The 18,525-nt window shown below is 68.4% G+C and carries 15 protein-coding genes and 1 tRNA gene; 11 read left to right on the forward strand and 5 right to left on the reverse strand.

Annotation, left to right across the window (positions count from 1 at the left end; genetic code table 11):
• The first annotated feature begins 30 nt into the window (after positions 1-30).
• A tRNA-Ser gene (locus EGT67_RS15695) sits at positions 31-120 on the forward strand.
• A 59-nt stretch (positions 121-179) separates the two neighbouring features.
• On the opposite strand, the gene cycA is transcribed toward EGT67_RS15695, so the two are convergent.
• Positions 180-1,643 (reverse strand): D-serine/D-alanine/glycine transporter, encoded by a 1,464-nt coding sequence (gene cycA, locus EGT67_RS15700; RefSeq protein ID WP_127917028.1) that lies wholly within the window; start codon positions 1,641-1,643, stop codon positions 180-182.
• Positions 1,644-2,338: 695 nt separating this feature from the next.
• Between cycA and EGT67_RS15705 the strand changes: the two genes are divergently transcribed.
• The 6 genes from EGT67_RS15705 to EGT67_RS15730 all read left to right on the forward strand — a co-directional run bounded on the left by EGT67_RS15705 (position 2,339) and on the right by EGT67_RS15730 (position 8,373).
• Positions 2,339-3,595: an NAD(P)/FAD-dependent oxidoreductase gene (locus tag EGT67_RS15705; RefSeq protein WP_127917029.1), complete on the forward strand. Its 1,257-nt coding sequence runs from the start codon at positions 2,339-2,341 to the stop codon at positions 3,593-3,595.
• Between the two features lie 122 nt (positions 3,596-3,717).
• Positions 3,718-5,394: a PucR family transcriptional regulator gene (locus tag EGT67_RS15710; RefSeq protein ID WP_127917030.1), complete on the forward strand. Its 1,677-nt coding sequence runs from the start codon at positions 3,718-3,720 to the stop codon at positions 5,392-5,394.
• Positions 5,391-5,873, forward strand: coding sequence for a RidA family protein (locus EGT67_RS15715; protein WP_127917031.1), 483 nt, complete (start codon positions 5,391-5,393; stop codon positions 5,871-5,873). The genes EGT67_RS15710 and EGT67_RS15715 overlap by 4 nt, the downstream gene beginning before the upstream one ends.
• A 375-nt stretch (positions 5,874-6,248) precedes the next feature.
• Complete coding sequence (locus EGT67_RS15720; RefSeq protein WP_127917032.1) at positions 6,249-7,307, forward strand: poly(ethylene terephthalate) hydrolase family protein; 1,059 nt, start codon at positions 6,249-6,251, stop codon at positions 7,305-7,307.
• 43 nt (positions 7,308-7,350) lie between these two features.
• Entirely contained in the window at positions 7,351-7,851 is a 501-nt protein-coding gene (locus EGT67_RS15725) for a hypothetical protein (RefSeq protein WP_127917033.1), read from the forward strand.
• A gap of 63 nt (positions 7,852-7,914) precedes the next feature.
• A complete protein-coding gene (locus EGT67_RS15730) occupies positions 7,915-8,373 on the forward strand; it encodes a hypothetical protein (RefSeq protein ID WP_127917034.1) in 459 nt (152 codons plus the stop codon).
• Positions 8,374-8,407: 34 nt separating this feature from the next.
• Here EGT67_RS15730 and EGT67_RS15735 read toward each other — a convergent pair whose 3' ends face one another.
• Positions 8,408-9,379: a helix-turn-helix transcriptional regulator gene (locus EGT67_RS15735; protein WP_127917035.1), complete on the reverse strand. Its 972-nt coding sequence runs from the start codon at positions 9,377-9,379 to the stop codon at positions 8,408-8,410.
• Positions 9,380-9,556: 177 nt separating this feature from the next.
• On the opposite strand from EGT67_RS15735, the gene EGT67_RS15740 reads away from it, so the two are divergent.
• On the forward strand, positions 9,557-10,993 hold the full coding sequence (locus EGT67_RS15740; RefSeq protein ID WP_127917036.1) for an amidase: 1,437 nt from the start codon (positions 9,557-9,559) through the stop codon (positions 10,991-10,993).
• A 10-nt stretch (positions 10,994-11,003) separates the two neighbouring features.
• On the opposite strand, the gene EGT67_RS15745 is transcribed toward EGT67_RS15740, so the two are convergent.
• Positions 11,004-11,597, reverse strand: coding sequence for a dihydrofolate reductase family protein (locus EGT67_RS15745; RefSeq protein ID WP_127917037.1), 594 nt, complete (start codon positions 11,595-11,597; stop codon positions 11,004-11,006).
• Between the two features lie 590 nt (positions 11,598-12,187).
• Here EGT67_RS15745 and EGT67_RS15750 point away from each other — a divergent pair.
• From EGT67_RS15750 to EGT67_RS15760, 3 genes are read left to right on the forward strand one after another with little or no spacing between them, the layout of a single operon-like run.
• Positions 12,188-13,102 carry a polyphosphate polymerase domain-containing protein gene (locus EGT67_RS15750; protein ID WP_127917038.1) on the forward strand — a complete coding sequence of 305 codons (915 nt, stop codon included), beginning with the start codon at positions 12,188-12,190 and terminating at the stop codon, positions 13,100-13,102.
• A 33-nt stretch (positions 13,103-13,135) separates the two neighbouring features.
• Positions 13,136-13,813, forward strand: a complete 678-nt coding sequence (locus EGT67_RS15755) for a DUF4956 domain-containing protein (RefSeq protein ID WP_127917039.1) — start codon at positions 13,136-13,138, stop codon at positions 13,811-13,813.
• Positions 13,813-15,537, forward strand: a complete 1,725-nt coding sequence (locus tag EGT67_RS15760; RefSeq protein WP_164877580.1) for a CotH kinase family protein — start codon at positions 13,813-13,815, stop codon at positions 15,535-15,537. Before EGT67_RS15755 ends, EGT67_RS15760 begins: the two co-directional genes overlap by 1 nt.
• Positions 15,538-15,598: 61 nt before the next feature.
• On the opposite strand, the gene EGT67_RS15765 is transcribed toward EGT67_RS15760, so the two are convergent.
• Both EGT67_RS15765 and hisC read right to left on the reverse strand, forming a co-directional pair.
• Positions 15,599-17,308: a bifunctional metallophosphatase/5'-nucleotidase gene (locus EGT67_RS15765; RefSeq protein ID WP_127917263.1), complete on the reverse strand. Its 1,710-nt coding sequence runs from the start codon at positions 17,306-17,308 to the stop codon at positions 15,599-15,601.
• Positions 17,309-17,387: 79 nt separating this feature from the next.
• Complete coding sequence (gene hisC / locus EGT67_RS15770; protein WP_127917040.1) at positions 17,388-18,473, reverse strand: histidinol-phosphate transaminase; 1,086 nt, start codon at positions 18,471-18,473, stop codon at positions 17,388-17,390.
• Positions 18,474-18,525: the final 52 nt, after the last annotated feature.

The following is an 18,525-nucleotide window of genomic DNA, read 5'->3' on the forward strand; positions in this document are numbered from 1 at the left end:
GACCCGACCGATGCGGCTAGGATTCGCCACGGAAGCGTGGCAGAGCGGCCGAATGCACTCGCCTTGAAAGCGAGCGTGGCGTTAAACCCACCGGGGGTTCAAATCCCTCCGCTTCCGCCAGGGCCCCTCACCTGTTAGCGCAGGTGAGGGGCTTTCTCGTTCGATAGCCGGAGTGGCGATCACTGCAGTCCCGACTCGCCCCGGAAGGCCGCGGCCCGTGCCATCTGCGTCGGCCGGCGGCGCACGACCGCCCACACGACGCCGAGCACGATGAACCAGGCGGGGGTGACGAGCAATGCTTGGAGCGTGTCGTGCCGCTGGGTGAACGCCCAGATCAGGAAAGCGAAGAACGCGAACACCACGTAACACATGGCGACGCCACCGGGCATCTTGAAGGTCGACGCCGCGTGCAGATGCGGACGCTTCCTTCGGTAGACGATGTAGCTGAGCAGGATGATCGACCAGACGAAGATGAAGCACAGTGACGAGATCGTCGTCACGACGGTGAACGCCTCGATGATCGAGCCGCCGACGGCCACCATGACCACACCGGTCAGCAGGAACACGCCAGACAGATACAGGGCGTTCGCTGGTACCCGGCGCCGGGTGAGCCTGCCGAACACGGCGGGTGCGTCACCTTGCTGCGCAAGCCCGTACACCATGCGCGAGGTCGAGTAGATTCCCGAGTTCGCCGAGGAAGTCGCCGAGGTGAGGACGACGAAGTTGATCAACGATGCCGCGATGCCCAGGCCTGCGAGGGAGAACATCGCCACGAACGGACTGCGCTCCGCGCTGATCGACTGCCACGGGGTGACCGAGATGATCACCGTGAGGGCGACGACGTAGAACAGCATGACCCGGACCGGGATCGAATTGATCGCCTTGGGCATGTTCTTCTCGGGATCCTTCGCCTCGGCGGCGGTGGTGCCGACCAGTTCGATGCCCACGAAGGCGAAGGTAGCGATCTGGAAGCCGGCGACGAAGCCCATGATCCCGGTCGGGAAGAGGCCGCCGTCGTTCCAGATGTTCGCGAACGACGCCTGCGCGCCACTGGGTGCGGTGAAGTGTGTGAACACCATCGCCAGACCGACGACGATGAGGCTCACGATGGCGACGATTTTGATCAGCGCGAACCAGAACTCGGTCTCCCCGAACGCCTTGACACTGGGCAGGTTGAGTCCGACGAGCACTGCCACCGACGCCAGCGCCGGAATCCACAACGGGATCGAGCCCCACCAGTACGACACGTAGCCCGCAATCGCGATCACGTCCGCGATCCCGGTGACGATCCAGCAGAACCAGTACGTCCATCCGGTGAAGAAGCCCGCCCACGGGCCGAGCAGATCCGAGGCGAAGTCCGCGAACGACTTGTAGTCGGTGTTGGAGAGCAGCAGCTCGCCCATAGCTCGCATGACGAAGAACAGCATCGTGCCGATGATCATGTATACGAAGATCACCGACGGGCCGGCGAGGGAGATCGTCTTCCCGGAGCCCATGAAGAGACCTGTGCCGATCGCGCCTCCGATGGCGATCAGCTGGATGTGCCGGTTGGACAGCTGCCGGGACAGCCCCGGCTGGTGTGATTCGTCGGCGTCGGCGGAGGCCGACGCCGACGCGACGCGGGGCTCGGTGTACTCGGGCATAGGTACTCCTTGCTAGGAAACGGGATGCTGCACAACGAATCACGCCGGCGTCCCGGGGGAGTGGAGGCGCCGTCGCGGCGAAGCCTGGACGCCGCGATCGAGACCGAGGTCACGTCAGCATCCGCTGCGGTCATCGTCCGAGAGGAAGCGGCGTGCGGTGTCCACTGGTCGTATCCAGCTCGAACGACCGTGAGGTCTGTTGTCGCTGCAGTCTGTCTGATCGATCGTGTGGACCGCGTTGCGACTGAGCCGATGTCCGGGAGCAGTATCTCAGCCTTGGCGCTGTGCCGCGCATCACACTGTAGGGGTGGTCGGATCTCGGTGCAACAGCCGATCGGCGTCGCGGCCTTCGGATCCTGTGGATGTGGCCCGGCGGTCGGCGGAAATGTGTTGCAGCACAGTCGTTCGATCGACGGATCGCCGGTTCGCGTCCCGTGTCGGAGCTGCGTCCGCCCGCCGTCGCGCTCGGCGGCGTCTCGCCGCCTCCCGGCTCGGTGGCGGGTGGAAGTCGACAGTTGATGGGCTCCAAAAATGCTGTAGAGCAATCATTTTCATTCCCTATGGCCCCGCGATGCGGGCGATTGTGCTGTGCGCACTGATCGCACGTGAATGATTGGAGGGAGCGCACGGTGACACGGCATGCATATCGGTTCGATGATCGAGTGACGGCAAACACATTCGATGAGAGGTACGCCATGAGGCTCTGCCCCAATGCCCCGCAGCGAGTCGGCATCGTCGGCGCTGGAATGGTCGGACTGTCGACCGCTTGGTTTCTTCAGGAACGCGGAGTCGAGGTCACGGTCTTCGATCGGGCCGGCGTCGCTGCCGGCGCCTCCTGGGGCAACGCGGGATGGGTGACACCGGGTATCAGTACCCCGCTCCCCGAGCCCGCGGTGCTGAAGTACGGCATCCGGGCCGTGCTCAGTCCGTCCTCGCCCGTCTACGTCCCGCCGACAGTGAACCTTCGGCTGATCCGGTTCCTCGCATCGTTCGCGCGACACAGCACTGCGACACGATGGAGGGAGGCGATGGCGTCGTTGGTCGCGATCAACCGAGGTTCGTTGTCCGCGTTCGACGCGCTCGCGGAGGGTGGCGTGGCCGAACCGGTGCACGAGGCGAAGTCCTTTCTGGCCGCGTACCGGACACCGCTGGAGCGCAGCGTCCTGCTCGACGAGATCGAGCACATCCGTGCGGCCGGTCAGGAGATCGAGTTCGACGTCCTGTCGGGCGACGACGCTCGTGGCGTCGAACCGTCGCTGTCCGACGAGATCGGGGCCGCGATCAGACTGCACGGCCAGCGGTTCATCAATCCCGGCGACTACGTGAACAGCCTCGCCGAGTCGGTCCGTGCACGCGGGGGGACGATCCACGAGGGCATGGCGATCAGCGGGATTGCCGATGACGGCAGCGTCGTCCGCGTTGCGAGTCCAACCGGTGATGCAGGTCGGTTCGACGCCGTTGTGCTCGCGACGGGAACGTGGCTCGGTGAGATCGCTCGCGACTTCGGTGTCCGTGTACCTGTCCAGGCGGGCCGCGGGTACAGCTTCAGCGTCGCTGTCGAGCATGTCCCCTCGGGCCCGGTCTACTTCCCGGCGCAGCGGGTGGCGTGCACGCCGCTCGGGGACCGGCTGAGGGTGGCCGGGATGATGGAGTTCCGGGCACCACACGCCGCGCTGGACGGACGGCGTATCGCCGCGATCGTCCAGGCCGCGCGACCGCTGCTACGCGGTGCCGACCTCGATTCCCGGCGCAGCGAATGGGTCGGATCTCGCCCCTGCACACCGGACGGCCTTCCGGTCATCGGTGGCACTCGATCGCCTCGAGTGTTCGCCGCGGGCGGTCACGGCATGTGGGGGATCACGCTGGGGCCGGCGACGGGACGCCTTCTCGCCGACACCATCGTCACCGGGCGCACGGCAACCGAACTCGGGCCGTTCGACCCGATGCGATGAGTCGATCACCGTTCCATGGGACCGTGGAGGCACGTGCCATGACTGGTCGGCACGTTGAGCGCTGACCAGCACCGAGTAGACACCGACACGGCAGGACGCCCTTGCCGGTGCCGAGGAGAGCAATGATCCGCGTCAGCGCCCTGATCGAAGCGATGGGCGGAGCCGTCCTTCGCCCCGTCGTTTCCGGTAGCCGCGACCACATCACGGACGTCACCCTCGTCGGCGGCGACGACACGGACCCCGGACATCCCGGGAACCTCGTCCTGGGTCTCGGTATCCGTACCGGCGCCGCCGCTGCCGAGCTCCTGCGCCGGTCCGCTCGGAGCGGGGCGAGCGCGGTGGTCCTCGAGGCGCCTGTAGCCGCCGACAAGGACGTCGTCGACGTCGCCACCGAGTTGGGCGTCGGGCTGATCGAGCTGCATCCACAGGTCACCTGGACACACCTGGTCTGGTTGACCCGGAGCATCCTCGACCATTCCACCGCGCTTGCCGGATCGGACGTGCGGCACGAGCCCAACGACTACGGCGAACTCTTCGCCTTTGCCGATGCCGCCGCCGCCATCGTTTCCGCTCCCGTCACTATCGAGGACGCGCACTCCCGTGTGCTCGCCTACTCCGAGCGCCAGGACACGGCCGACGCTGCCCGGATCTCCACGATCATCGGACGCCGCGTTCCAGAAGCGATCGTGCGGCACTTCCGGTCCCGCGGGGTCTTTCGACATCTGCAGGAGTCCGACGAGCCGATCCGCGTCGATGCCGGACCGGGCGGAGTTCTCCCGCGCCTGGTCATTCCGGTACGAGCCGGTCGGGAGCTCCTCGGTTCGATCTGGGCTGTGGACCCGGGACCCGTTCCGGAGGAACAGATTCACGAACTGACCCGAACCGCGTCGGTGGTGGCATTGCACCTACTCCGGCTGCGTGCACAGGCCGGTGCCGCGCGGAGGATGACGGTCGACCGACTGCGGGCGGCACTGCTCACTCCGGACCACACAATCGAACTCACGTTGCCACCCGGCCCGTGGCGCGTCGCTGCTCTGGCGGCGACCGCGGGCGAGGAGCAGGCCGACTACCCGATCGAACTGTGGGACTCGATCCTGCGCCGTCACGGGTGGCCACAACCCATGCTCACGTCGATCGAGGACCTACCGATGGTGGTGGTCACCGCGGGCGGAGCTGCGAACACCGCCGGTAGCTGGAACTGGCTGCAGGCCGTGTTCTCCGAGTTGAATTCGGGTCACCGAGGTGCGGCGGCCCTCGCTGGTGCGCCCGCGCAGGAACCGGCAGAGCTCCCCCGATCACGCTCGGAAGCAGCCGAACTCGTTGTTCTGGCACGACGGGGACGGCTCGATGCACCGTCGGCGAGTTTCGAGGAGGCGTGGCACGAAGTCGTACTCGCACGGGCCTCCGCCGCAATGGTCACCGGACCTCCGTTGAGCGGTGGGCCTGTGCAGGCGCTGATCGTGCACGACCGTGAACGAGGGACGGAATTCGTCACCACCCTTGCTGCATTCCTCGTCAACTACGGCGAACCCAAGCGTGCCGCCGAGACGCTCCACGTACATCCGAACACCCTGCGCTACAGGATGAAACAGATAACCGACCTCACCGGATACGACCTGACGGATCCTCGACGCCGGCTCGCGGTGGCGCTCGCCCTCACCTCCGTCTCGGATCCCCGCAACCAGCCCGCGTGGCACCGCGGCACCACGGAAGCTTCGACCGGCACGCGGGCTGGCGACAGTTCCGAACCCAGTACTACTCAACCCGACTCGCGCACACCTGAAAGGTCAGGACAATGACGGTATCCCGCTCGTCCCACGCAGATCTCGGTCTTCGGAATCGCCTTCAGGAAATGGGCTGTCGACTGCCGGATCTCCCGCCTGTGGCGGGCAGCTACCTTCCCGCGGTTCGCAGCGGATCGATTGTCTACACATCAGGCCAGCTTCCCGTTGCGTCGGGATCGCTACTGGCGGTGGGCAAGGTCGGCAGCGAGATCACGGAGGTGGAGGCGGCAGAGCTGGTCCGGACTTGCGTCCTCAACGCCCTGGCGGCGGTTGCGACCGTAGCGGAACTCGATTCGATCGTCCGGATTCTCAAGGTGACGGTCTTCGTTGCATCGGCACCCGGATTCAACCGACAAGCGCAGGTCGCCAATTCGGCCAGCGAGTTGCTGGAAACGATCGTCGGCAGTGGTCATGCCCGTAGCGCGGTCGGTGTCGCCGAGCTCCCCCTGAACGCACCGGTCGAGATCGAACTGGTCGCCGAAGTCCGCGGCTGATCAGCGGGGCCCCTATGAGATCGGTCCGGACAGCTGCCCGTCATGCTGGTTACACTCCCGATCAACGGGGGTAGGGGAACCCTCGACAACGGGGAGGAAATGGGCATGGGGGCAGCATCTTTCGTCAGGGACAAGGAATCGGTGCGGAAGTTCCTCACCGTCGCGGCTACGATCGTCGTCCCATATGCACTCTGGCCATTGGTCATGGTCTGGGCTCTTCTGCACTTCGGTGCGCTCGGGGTGAAGCGTCTTGTGGCGAGCGATGAACCCCGGAGGGGCGGAATCTGATTGGTGCGGCGGTCGTCGAGCGCGGAACCGGGGTGGCACCCGCATGGCAGCATGGTCTTGATCAAGCACCATTGCAGGAAGGCTCTCATGCGTCACACAGCCGCGCGCACGCTCGGCATCGGCCTCACGGCCGCTGCGCTCGTCCTCTCTCCGGCCGTCGTGGTGCCGCTGGCCGCCGCCGCGCCGGACACGGGCCCGCTGGGCCTGGCGCCGATGGGCGTGGTTCCCGCGTCCGAGTCCGCCATCCAGCAGCAGTTCGGTGCTCCCGGACCGCACGCCGTCAGCCAGACCCGCACCACGCAGGACTGCGTGGGCCTGACCGACCTGTACGTCCGCGTCTTGCGCCTCGGTTTCGACGTGCAGGACGAGGTGGAGTGCTTCGGCACCTTCCCCGACGCCGGCCTGCGCAGCCCCGTCGGCGCGGAGTTCTACTACCCCGAGGACATCGCGGAACTGGGCGCGCTGCCACTCGTGCTGTGGACGCCCGGCATCCTGGTCGAACCCGGAATCTACGACTCCACCGCCCGGTACCTCGCGAGCCACGGCTACGTCGTCGCGGTCAACTACTCGCTCGTCAACTGGTTCGGCCTCACCCACGAGATGGGTGCGCAGGCCGCGGCGGCGGCGAACGTCGACGCGACCAGTCCGCTGCACGGCCACATCGATCTCGCGCGGACGGTCGTCGCGGGACATTCCGCCGGTGGCGGCTCGGCGCTGGTCTCCGGCGGTCGCCTGCAGGGGGTCGGGCAGCAGTTCGCCCCGGAGTTCCGCGTCGTCGGCGCCCTCGCGATCGAACCCGGACCCGCGACCCTCGGCGTCGGCGTGCCACCGTCGGCGGTGCCGACCCTGATCGTCACCGGCAGTTCGGATTTCATCGTGCACCCCTCGGGCTGGCCCGCGCTCGTCCAGTATCCGCAGGTGCAGGCCCCCGCGTGGCTCACGACGGTCCGTGGTGCGAGCCACGGAAAACCCATGGACGGCCCCGGCAACTCGGTGTTCCCGGCCCTCGAGGTCGCGTTCCTCGACTACGTGACGAAGGATTCGGCCGACGCGGCGCAGGTTTTCGTCGGCCCCGACTACGCCCTCGCCACCGACGGCGCCCTCGTGAACACCCACCGCAACGCCCAGGCCGACGCACTGGGCTAGGGCCTGCCCGACGAGCACGGCGAGAAGGTGCAGTATCTCGGGCATGGGATTCTCGCTGATCTTCGTACGCGTCCAGGGAGACGAGCAGCGCGACGCGGATCGCGATGCCGTCGCCGCCTTCCTCGGGGCGCGCGGCCTGCGCGCGGCGGAAAGCGACGGCCGGGGTTCGCTTCTCGTCGACGCGGACGGGCGGGCGCTGTCGTTCGACGGGTACTGGACCGACCTGCACCTCGACCCGCTCGATCAGGAGGAGCCGCTGAGCGGTGGGATCGATCACGCCTCCCTGTCCGACGAGGAAACGACGTTCATCTACGAGCTGTGCGTCGCGGCGGGGTTCCTCATCGCCAATCCGCAGGGCAACCCGACCTATCTCGTCCCCGGCGCCAACCATGCGCCGGAAGACGTGCCGGATCCGGAGGACGTGGACTGGGTGAACAGCGCCGCCGAGCTGCGGCGGGCGCTCGCCGGAGGGTTCGACGACTTCCGCGAGTGGCGTGACCGCGTGGTCGCGCAGTACGCGGATGGGCCGGCCGACGGCGAGTAGCGGGCGGCGCACGGCGGCTACTCGACCCGGGGAACCGCTGCCCCCGGTCGCTAGGCTGTCGCAATGTCGATGAACTTCATGCTGGGCTTCGTGCCGAAGACCGACCTCGCGGCCTTCGGAGTCGAGGCCGAATCGACCATCGATTTCGATGGTGCGAGCCGCAGCACGGCGGCCGGGCCGTCGGCTGCACAGGTCGGCGCGCATGTGCTGCTCGTGGATCCCGGTCTCGATCTCCAGCAGCTTCTGCAGCGCTCCTCGCCGCCCGCGGGAACGGTGCTCGTCACTCTCGGTGGCACGAGCGACGTCTACGTGATCCAATCGTTCGGCGATGATCCCCGCCTCCGCGTGCTCGCCGAGCGCGAGGTCGCCGAGGACCTCGGCGCCCCGATCGCTGCCGAGGCGGTGTTCGAGACCGAGGACGACCCGGAGGACGCCCACCTGGAGTTCGTCTGTCGCCTCGCCGGGATCACGGTCGAGGAGCTGTGGAATCTCGAGTGGGCGCCGCTCGCGTTCGGTCGCTGAGGCTCAGTTCCGCCCGCGCCGAGTCACCCGGCCATCAGGTCGGTGTCAGCCCCCACCGCGCGGCGGTCGCCGCCGCGGCGGTCCGGTTGGGCGCGTCGATCTTGCGCAGGATGCGCTCCAGATGGGTCGCGACGGTGGCGGGGCCGATCCGTAGGTGCGCGGCGATCGCGCTGTTGGAGGCGCCGGTCGGCAGCAGCGCGAGCACCTCCGCCTCGCGGGCGGTCAACCCCATCGGCGGATCGTCAGGGCGGCACACCACCAGGGTGCCGCCGGACCGGACCGGATCCATCCGCACCCGCAGCACCGGGCCCGCACCGACGAAGACGAAGTCCCCGGACCGATCCGACGCCGTGACCTGGTGGGCAGCCCGGCCACCCGGCGTCCCCGCACGGAACAACTCGGTCGGCGCGCCGGCGGTCATCGCGCGGACCGCACCGTCGGCGGCGACGACCAGAACCGAGTCGGCGGGGCCCATGCGCGGCGGCGCGGGTGCCCGTCGCGCCAGCGGGTCCAGTGCCGCGGCCAGCACGTCGCTGAGCAGGGTGACTGTCGCGACCGAGAGTTCGTCGAACCGGTGCCCGCCCGTGGTGCTCATGTTGAGCATGCCGATGTAGCGCCCGTCCCGCGCGTGGAGGCACTGGCTGAGCCCGTCGCTGAACTTGTTGACGAAGATCGACTCGAAGACCGGCCCGGTCCGCATCCGCGCGGGAACGTCGAAGAGCCGCATCGGAAGTCCGCGTTCCCGCAGTTGCGCGAACAGCGGATGCAGGGGCATGCACCTGTTCACCACGTCGATGGAGTCCGAGGGGTAGCCCAGGCTCGCGCTGGTGCGGTGCGCGCCTGCGACGGGATCCCACCACGACAGTGCCGCGTACTGGTACGGCACCGCCTCGGCGAGTTCGAACAGGGCTCGGGCGACGGAGATCTCGGCCGATTCGTTGGACACCGATTCGAGGGCGTTCCGCAGCCGCCGGGCCGCCTGCAACCGGTCTGCCAGGACATCCATGACGCGAGTATGCCCCACGTCACATCTCGGCCCGGAGCGGTGGCCCGCAGTGGTCCGCGGGGCGCGCGGATTGTCGCGGTGGGTCGTGCTGTCCGCATCCGTCGATCGACGGATCCGGCGACGTTCCGGGGCACCTACGTTCACAGCTCCAGCGATGAACGAACCACGGAGGTTGCCATGGAAATCGTCGATTACGCCTCGCGGGACGCGACCGAACTCGCGGAGCTGATCGCCACCGGCGAGGTCAGCGCCGCGGAGGTACAGGCTGCGGCCGCCGCCGCGATCGACCAGGTGGAGCCGGAGTTGGGTGCGGTCGCCGGAGAGCGGTTCGCGCAGCCGCTCGACCACGACGCGTCCGGGCCCTTCCGCGGTGTGCCGTTCGCCATCAAGGACCTGATCACCCACGCTGCCGGGGTGCCGCAGCGCAACGGCAGCCGCCTGTTCGGTCCCGGAATCGAGCACTCGTACGACAACGCGCTGATGACGCGATTCCGCCGAGCCGGCCTGGCAACGATGGCGGTCACGACCTCTCCCGAACTCGGGTTCAACGCGACGACCGAGGCCCTCGCCTACGGCCGTCCCACGCGGAATCCGTGGGATCCGACGCGGAGCCCGGGCGGTTCGAGTGGCGGGTCCGCCGCGCTGGTCGCGGCCGGCGCCCTGCCGTTCGCCCACGCGAACGACGGCGGCGGCTCGATCCGCATCCCGGCGGGCGCATGCGGCCTCGTCGGGTTGAAGCCGAGCCGCGGCCGTGTCACCGCCGGCCCCGACTACGGCGACCCGCTCCTGGGGCTGGGCATCGAATTCGCCGTCACCCGCACGGTGCGGGACTGCGCGGCGCTGTTCGACGCGGTGCACGGATCGGAACCGGGGGACAAGTACCTGTTCCCCGCGGAGGACGCGTCGTTCGGCGAACTGATCACCCGGGGCTCGCGCCCGCTGCGGATCGCCTTCAGCACGGTCCCGTACGACTCGAGTCGCCCAGTTGATCCGGAATGCGTTCGGGCGGTGACCGATACGGCCGCCAAGCTCGCCGAGCTGGGCCATCACGTCGAGGAGGCGTCGCCGCGCATCGATGCGGCCGCATTCGACAAGGCCAGCCTCGACGCGTGGTGCAGCTTCCTCGGCGACACCGTGGCCACGACCGCCGAGCTGGGGGGATTCACCCCCGGCCGCGAGCACCTCGAGGCGACGACCCTCGCGTGCGCCGAGTACGGCTCGACCCTCAGCGCCCGCGACATCTTCGCCGCCGAACACCAGTTCAACATCGCCCGGCGCGAGGTCGCCCGCTTCCTCACCGGATACGACGTGTTCCTGACGCCCACCTCCGCGCGGCCGAATCTGCCCCTCGGGCACCTGAACGCCGACGACGACTCCCTCGATGCCGCCGGTTGGTACAACCGGATCTTCGAGTACGCGCCCTTCACCGGCCTGTTCAATGCGACTGGCAATCCCGGGATCTCGCTACCCCTCGCCGAATCGAGCCAGGGCTGGCCGATCGGCCTGCAGTTCGTCGGCCGATACGGCGACGAGGCCACCCTGCTCGCGCTCGCCGCGGATCTGGAGCGGGCGATGCCGTGGTCGGCCCGGCGCCCGGGGATCTACGCGCACTGAGCCGGTCGGTTCAGTCGGCGGCCGGGCGGTAGGTGCACACGAGCACACCGGTGCCCGTGGTGACCGACGAGACCAGCTCGAGCCGCCGCTGGACGCCGTCGTCGAAGAAGATACGCTTGCCGCCGCCGAGGAGCACCGGCTCGATCATCAGCAGCAGCTCGTCGACCAGGCCCTCGCGCAGCAGGGTGTGCACGAGCGTGGTGCTGCCCATCACCGACAGGTCGCCGCCCTCGGTGTCCCGCAGCTTCCGGATCTCGGCGACGGCGTCGCTGCCGGGGATGCGGGTGGTGTTGGACCACGTCAGCTGGTCCTCGGTGAGGGTGTCGGTCACGACGTACTTGCGGATGTTGTTCATGTGGTCGGCGAACGGGTCACCGGCCCGCTCCGGCCACGCCGCCGCCATCGTCTGCCACGTCCGCCGACCGAACAGCAGCGCCTCGGTCTTCTCGGCGGCGGCGCCGATCGCCCCGCCCATCACCTCGACGTCGAAGTACGGGTGGGACCAGCCGCCGTGCGCGAATCCGCCGTCGGTGTCCTCCTCGGGTCCACCGGGTGCCTGCACGACGCCGTCCAGGCTCATGAACTCACTGACCACGACCCTCACGGGCTTCTCCTTCGTCTCGACGTTCTCTCGGTGATGCAGACCGGCGAACCTCCCGAAACTCATCGACAACGCGTCGATGTCGACGAGGACGCCCGGCGTTCGCCCCAGTCTCCCTTCCGAAGCGCGTGTCGTTCGGCACGACGCGCTGCAGGTGTTCGACCACGCCGGCGGGCTGAGGCTGAGCGCCTGAACCGACCTGTGGGGCTGCACACCGCGTGTGCAGCCCCACAGGCGACTTCGGGCGCTTACGAGACGCCGAGTGAGCCGCTGAAGAAGTCGAGAGCGCCGAACAGATCGGAGAATGCGCCGAAGAACTCGGACAGGTAGCTCAGGTCCACGGTTGTACGCCTTTCGGTCGAATAATGTTGCGCGGTTGCGCATTTGCATGGTTCACCGCGAACCTGAGCGTCCGGTTGGGTGCATCTGGCAGGTTTCTGGCAATGCGCGCGGCAACCGCCGGCCCGGGAAGGGGTCGGCTTTACTCATTCATTCCCAGCTGATTGCCAGACTTCTGGGAAGTTCTCGGAAGGTTCACCGGCTGTAGTGGTGGCGTTCATCTGCCCTTACGACCGCCAGGAGACCGCCATCCGATGAGCTTCCTCGACCGATTCCGGGATCCGCCCGCCCCGCGGCACGGCCGAACGGCCGAGGACGTGCCCACCGCGCCGGTGGGCTACCAGCAGACCGCCAGCAAGTTGCACGCGTTCAACCGCTACGAGATCAAGTACTTCGTCGACGAGCTGCGGGTACCCGAACTGCGCAGTGAGCTGACGGCCCGCATGGACACCGACCCGTACTCCCCGCACGGGGGATACCCGGTGACATCGCTCTACTACGACACCCCCGATCTGCGCTTCTACTGGGAGAAGATCGAGGGGCTGAAGTTCCGGCGCAAGCTCCGCATGCGACTCTACGGTGCGCCGGCCCAGTGCACGGACGAGACCGTCGTGCAGGTGGAGATCAAGCAGCGGGTGAACCGCGTCACGCAGAAGCGTCGCATCGCGCTGCCCTACGGTGTTGCGCGGCGGCTGCTCGACGGCCGAGAAGACATCTTGTGTGACCCCGTGCAGCGGCCGTTCGTGAACGAGGTGGCCACACTCATCGGCAACCTCGACCTGCGGCCCACCGTCACGACGGGCTACCTGCGGGAGGCGTTCGTCGGCCGGGACGCCGACCTGGGCCTGCGGGTGACGATCGATCACAAGGTGCACGGCCGCGACCGCGACTTCCACTTCGCGTCGGACGCCACCAACCGCTTCATCATCCCGCCGAAATTGGCCATCGTCGAACTCAAGGCCAACGAACGGGTTCCGTACTGGGCCACGGATCTGACGGCCCGGCTGAACATGTCCGTGATCCGGGTGTCCAAGTACTGCCAGTCGGTCGAGGCGTTCGCGAGGGCTCCCCGTTCGCGCTCGGGTGCACCGGAATTGGTGCTGCCGCCCGGTGCGGACGATCTCGTCCCGGCCGACGTGCTGGACGCGCCCGTCCCGGCCGTCGACTGAAGCCTCCTCCCGAAACAACCGAACAGGACCACCATGAACTTCGATCTCCAAGATCTCAGTGGCACTTTCACGACGTTCGACATCATCGCCTCGTTGGCGCTGTCGTTCGTCCTCGCCGCCATCGTCGGCTGGGTGTACCGCTACACCCACAAGAACGTCTCCTACAGCCAGTCCTACGTGCAGACGCTGGTGATGGTGGGCATGATCGTCTCGCTCATCATGCTCGTCGTCGGATCGAACATCGCCCGGGCGTTCGCCCTGGTCGGCGCGCTGTCGGTGATCCGATTCCGCAATGCCATCAAGGAAACCCGCGATGTCGGCTTCATCTTCCTGGTGATGGCGATCGGTATGACCACCGGCACCCGGTTCTACCTGCTGGCGATCGCGGCGACCGCGGCGATCTGCCTGGTGATGCTGATCATGAGCAAGTTCAACTGGTTCAAGCTCGACGTCCAGCGCCAGGTCGTGAAGGTGCAGGTGCCGCCGGAGCAGGAGTACACCGCGCTGGTCGAGGACGTGCTGATCCAGCAGTGCGCGGAGTTCGAGCTGGTGTCGACCGAGGCCGTCCGATCGGGTGCGCTGCACGAGTTGTACTACACGGCGCAGCTGAAGAAGGGGCGTAAGCCGGCCGAACTGATCGCCGCACTCAGCGCGATCAATGCGGGCCAGCGGGTGACCGTCCTGACCGGGTACGACCAGACGGACATCTGATGTCGACGACGAACACCGCCGGCCCGCCGACACCCAGACGCAGACTCCGGCATCGGATTCCGACATCGCTGCGCCAGCACTGGAAGCTGCTGACGGTGTTCGTCGCCTTCGTGACGATCATGGCGACGGTCTTCGGGGCCGCCCGCATCCGCCCGTACATCACCGGTGACGCGTCGGTGATCGCCTCGCCGATCACCGAGAACATCGCCGGCGCCGTGGACCTGTTCGACCTCACGGTGAATCACGATCTGTCCTTGGACATTCCGGCCGCCGAGTTGAGCGACATGCTGTCCACCTACGAGAAGTCCGGCGACAAGAAGTGGGTGAACGCCACCGCCACCATCGACGGCACCGTCGTCACCGACGTGGCCGTGCGACTCAAGGGCAACTCGACGCTCATGGCGCTGCGCGGCGACGGCGCCGGCTTCCCGGGCGGTGGAATACAGCCCCCGGAGGGGTTCGAGCCACCCGAGGGCTTCCAGCTGCCGGACGGGGTCACGATGCCCGGCGGTGACGGGATGCCTCAGATGCCAGAGGGATTCGCGCCGCCCGGCGGAATGGCCGGCGGGATGGCGTCCGTGTCCGCCGACGACCCGACCTCGCTGCCGCTGCTGCTGAGCTTCGACGAGTACGTCGAGGGCCGCGCGTACCAGGGGCTCACGGAACTCTCGGTGCGTCCCGGCACCCCGGTCCTGAACGAGGCGATGGCGCTGTCGCTGACCGAGGCGACCGACCAGCCGACGCAACGCTTCTCGTACTCCGTCTACTCGATCAACGACAGTGCGACGACGACTCGGCTGCTTCTCGAGCACCCCGACGACGGGTACGCCAACTCTCTGTTCGAGTCGGACGGCTACCTCTACAAGGCCGACGCGAACTCGCGGTTCGCCTACGTCGACGACGACCAGTCGTCGTACTCCGACCAGTTCAAGCAGATCAACGCCGTCGGATCGGGCAATCTGCAACCGATCATCAGCTTCCTGAAGTGGCTGGACTTGGCCGACGACACCCAGTTCGCGCAGGAACTGGACCAGTGGGTGGACGTGGAATCCTTCGCCCGCTACGTCGCCACGCAGAACCTGCTCGTCAACAGCGACGACATGGCCGGTCCCGGACAGAACTACTACCTCTGGTACGACCTCGACACGAAGAAGATCTCGGTGGTGTCCTGGGATCTCAACCTGGCCATGACCGGTTCCACCGACGCGGGCCCGCAGGACACCGTGTCGATGGGCCCGGGAGGCGCCCCCGGCAACGCGGTGGCGGGGACCGAGGGGACGGCTCCGGGCGGGCGGGGCGTGCCGCCCGGTGGCGCCGGAGCGCCTGGTGGCGCGGGCAGGCCCGGTGGCTTCGGTGTGCCGGGCGGCGGAATGCCCGGTGGGACAGGGGTACCCGATGGCGCACCCGCACCGGCCGGGACCGCGGGCGCCGAGGGGGCCGGACCGGTGGGCGACGGCCAGGGCGGTGGCATGCGCGGCGGCAACACCCTGAAGACGCGGTTCCTCGAGTCCGACGCCTTCGCCGACGTCTACGAGCAGGCCTACTGGGATCTCTACGAGCAGATGTACGCCGGCGGTCGCGCGACCGAGATCCTGGACGCGCTCGCGGGCACCGTGCCGACCAGTGACGGGCTCACCGCCGAGACGCTGCAGAGCAGCGTCGACCAGATGCGCACGTGGATCGAGCAGCGGACCTCCGCTCTCGCCGCGAAGCGCGGACAGTGAGCCGAGCGGGCGTCCGGCCATGCGGCTGACGTGGTCGGCGTGTTCGCTGTGCCCTACATCGTCAGTTCGGCGCCCCGAGCGAGATGCGGCCGGGCGCGGGCGGTGCGACGGGGGAGCGGTTCTGGAGGTACGACGTGAGCGCGTCGAGATCGTTTCCGGCGGAAGCGGGTTCGGTGCCGTCGCGCAGGACCGTGAAGCCGTCGCCGCCGTCGGCGAGGAACTTGTTGACCGCGACCCGGTAGCGCTCGTCCGGTGCGACGGGCCGGCCGTCGACGTGGATGTCGGCGATGCGGGCCCCGACCGGGGCGCGGCGGTCGATGCGGTAGGTCAGCGACGCCGACGGCGCCAGGATCAGTTCCGCGGTGGACCCGTCGTCTCTGGCCTGGAACTGCTGTTCCAGAACATCTTTCAGTTGTGCCCCGGTGAGCGTGCGGACCTCGAGCGAGTTGAGGAACGGCTGCACCTGGTAGGCGTTGCCGTAGGTGATCGTGCCGTCGGCGTCGTGGAGCAGATCGGCGCGGATGCCGCCGGGGTTGGTGAGCGCGATCTGCGCGCCGCGGCCGCGGGCCGCCTCGAGCTGCGAGTCGGCGATCAGGTCGCCGAGGGGGCTCTCGCCGCTCGGGGTCGGCTCGCGGGTGATGTCGTCGGTGACGGCGCCCACCGGCCGCTGGGCCACCTCGTCGGACTTCTTGCCGGCTCGGGCGACCAGGTCGGCGACCATCGGGTCCGGGGAGATGTCGTGCGTGACGATCTGGTTGAACGCCCGGGTGCGTTCGCGATTCACCTCGCCGGTCCCGCGGTCGAGGACCATGTCCACGACCGAGACGATCCGCCCGTGCGAGGCGGCCTGCATCACCGGTCGCGGGTTCCCGGCGGGATCGTCGACCGTGCAGTTGAACTGCGCGTGGGTGTCGGCGGTGAAGATCGCGTCCACCTTGGGGGTCGCGCGGGTCGCGATCGTGAGCGCGGGGCCGTCGCCGAGATCGCACGAGTTGGGACCGCCGCCGGTGGCCTGGGTGTCGCCGCGGTGGAGCAGGACCACGATCGCGCGCACCCCGAGGAAGTCGAGTGTGTCCGCCGTGCGGTCGATCGCCTCGAGTTCGTCGCCGAACTGCAGTCCGGTGACCGCGTCGACGGCGATCTTGTCCGGCGCCTCGGACGACATCACGCCGATCACCCCGACGGGGACCCCGTCCACGTAGTCCACCGCGTACGGCAGCGCGGCCGGAACGCCGTCGGGGAAGGTCATGTTGGCGGCGAGCAGCGGGAACTGGGCGCCCTCGAACGACGGCTCGAACTGGCAGCCGTCCACCGGGTGGCAGCCGCCGGTCTGCATGCGGCGCAGCTCGCCGAATCCCTTGTCGAGTTCGTGGGTGCCGACCGAGGCGGCGTCGACGCCCATCAGATTGAGCAGGTCCACGGTCGGTTCGTCGTGAAACAACGCCGACTCGATCGACGAGGAGCCCCAGGCGTCGCCCGCCGAGTACAGCAGCGAGTTCGGGGCTTGCGCACGCAGTTGCTGCACGTACGCGGCCAGGTATGCGGCACCGCCCGCGTCGGTCGCCGGCCCGTCCGGCCGCGAGATCTGCGCGCGGGCGCCCCGGGGCGGCTTGAGGCTGCCGTGCAGATCGTTGATCGTCAGCAGCCGCACGGGGACGGTCTCGGGATCGTCGGCCGGCCGCGCCTCGGCGGCGTGGGCGCCGACGGTCAGCGAGGCCCCGAGCGCCGATGCGAGAGCCGCCGCCCTGAGTCGCCATCGGCGTCCGGACAAATGGTTCGCGGGTCGGCACACCGCTGAGAGTCTGCCAACGATCTGGCAAAGATGTGCCCGTCGACAGGTAACGGTTCAATTACGGGGTGGGGTATCCGGCGGGGACCCCGGCCAGCTCGAGAGCCGCGGCGGACGTCGCGAACGCGAGGTACGCGTCGTTCTCGTGCGGGTCGCCGATCGTGATGCGAACGCCGTCGGTGCCGTAGGGGCGGATGAGCACACCGGCCTCCGCGCTGGCCTCGCCGTACGCGGCGGAGCGCTCGCCCAGCGGCAGCCACACGAAGTTGGCCTCGGTGACCGGCACGTCGTAGCCGGCGGCGAGCAGCGCGTCACGGACTCGGTCGCGCTCGGCGACGACGGCGTGCGTGCGGTGCAGCAGCTCGTCCCGGGCCTCCAGGCACGCGATCGCGGCGGCCTGCGCCACCGCGTTCACGCTGAACGTGATGTGCACCTTCGCCAGCGCGGTGACGATCGCCGGATCGGCGACCGCGTAGCCGACGCGGACACCCGCCAGCCCGTACGCCTTCGAGAACGTGCGCAGCACCACGGCGTTGCGGCGGGTCCGGGCCAGCTCGATCCCGTCCACGCCGGAGCGGTTGTACTCGAAGTACGCCTCGTCGAGCGCGACGACGATGTTCGCCGGGACCGCGTCGAGGAACCGTTCGAGCTCGGCGCGACCCAGCGCGGAACCGGTGGGGTTGTTGGGGTTGCACACGAAGATCAGCCGGGTGCGATCGGTGATCGCGGCCAGCATCGCGTCCAGGTCGTGGCCGTGCTCCGGGGTGAGCGGCACCGGGACCGGCACCGCGCCGGCCACCTTCGTCACCACCGGGTACGCCTCGAACGAGCGCCACGCGTAGATGACCTCGTCGCCCTCGTTGCACGTGGCCTGCACCAGTTCCTGGCACAGCGACACCGACCCGCAGCCGGTCGCGATGTTCTCGGTCGGCACACCGAGCGACTCGGACAGCGCACGGACCAGTGCCGCGGCCGTGTTGTCGGGGTAGCGGTTCGCGGTCGCGGCGGCGTCGGCGATGGCCTGCGCGACCCCCGGCAGCGGACCCTGCGTCGTCTCGTTGCTCGCCAGCTTGATCGCCCCGGGATAACTGCGGCCCGGCACGTAAGTGGGGATGGAAGCGAGGTCTGCGCGGGTCACGGGGGTCACGATGCGATTATGCGCCCTGTGATCACGTGCACTGGCGACGTGGTCGTGCCAA

The organism is Prescottella agglutinans (assembly GCF_004011865.1).
Classification (GTDB): domain Bacteria; phylum Actinomycetota; class Actinomycetes; order Mycobacteriales; family Mycobacteriaceae; genus Prescottella; species Prescottella agglutinans.